General features: G+C 42.9%; 2 protein-coding genes. Both read right to left on the bottom strand.

Features of this window, described 5'->3' with window-relative positions:
* Positions 1-690, bottom strand: a 690-nt coding sequence (locus tag R7E78_RS24560) for an SMC family ATPase (protein ID WP_318058400.1), incomplete at its 3' end; no start/stop codon positions are given.
* A 9-nt stretch (positions 691-699) separates the two neighbouring features.
* Positions 700-1,094: exonuclease SbcCD subunit D C-terminal domain-containing protein (locus R7E78_RS24555; RefSeq protein ID WP_318058399.1), on the bottom strand; the 395-nt coding region annotated here is incomplete at its 5' end.

Here is a 1,094-nt window from a genome sequence, read left to right as displayed (position 1 = left end):
CGTTTCACGTTGTTCTGTTAATTCCGCTTCTGATGTCACTCCCGCAACTTGAAGCGCGCCACGAATTTGGTTATCAAACTCATCTTTTGCTTTGCTTATCGAGCTTGCTTTGTCTTTTAAGGCGTATTCAATCTTTTTGTAGATATCCGTTTCGAACAACTGGCCAAAGATCTCTTCACGCTCTTTAGAGGTTGCTAATAACAGCTCGCGAAATTTACCTTGAGGCAATACCATAACCTGACGGAACTGAGTTTCGTTCAAACCGATAATATTAGTGATCTCAGTTTTAACTTGGGTCGTTTTGCTGGTGATGAGTTTTTCTGTCTCACCCAATTCATACAATGACGCCGTGTGTTTGCGAACGGTCAATCCCTCACCACGGGCTTTCGGAGCTTCTTGCTCCGGCGCGCGAGTCACTCGGTAAACTTTGCCATGCAAAGAGAAATCTAGAATTACTTCGGTTAGCAGCTGTGGCGATGCTAAATCACAGCGCATTTGGATCCCTTGACGTTCATTGCTAGTGGTTTCGCCATATAGCGCAAAGCAAATCGCGTCTAAGATCGAGGTTTTACCTGAGCCAGTAGGTCCATTAATTAAAAATAAAGCATTACTTCCAAGCTTTTCAAAATCAATAGTTTCTTTTTTCGCAAACGGACCAAAGGCTTGCATCGTGAGTTTGATTGGTTTCATATTTGGCCCTTACTGCTGTGAAAGTTGCTTAATGATGTCGCTGATTGCTTGCTCTTGCTCATTGGATAATTCACTATCCTGTGCTTCAGCAAAGAAATCTTTGAACATGTCAATTTCACTGCGAGCGAGCTTAGCTTGCGCCATTTCTTGCTCGACACCAATTAGCATTCCTGGCTTCTCTAGGTGCAAAACATTCGGGTAAACCGTACGAAGTTTATCCATCGGATTTAAAATGGCGTGTTTATCCATTAATCTCACCAGTAAATAATCTTCATTTTTCGGGTCCGTTTTGCCCCACTCTAGAATTTGTTCCAATTCGCCTTCAACGATACGCATTTCATGAGGCGCCGTTAACTCAATATGTTCCGCCCCAATAAAGCCATCTTTGCCGATTTCAACTAATG

The sequence above is a fragment of the Vibrio sp. YT-19(2023) genome (assembly GCF_033337395.1).
Note: the sequence above shows the minus strand (reverse complement) of the source record. Positions and strands in the feature narration are given on the sequence as shown.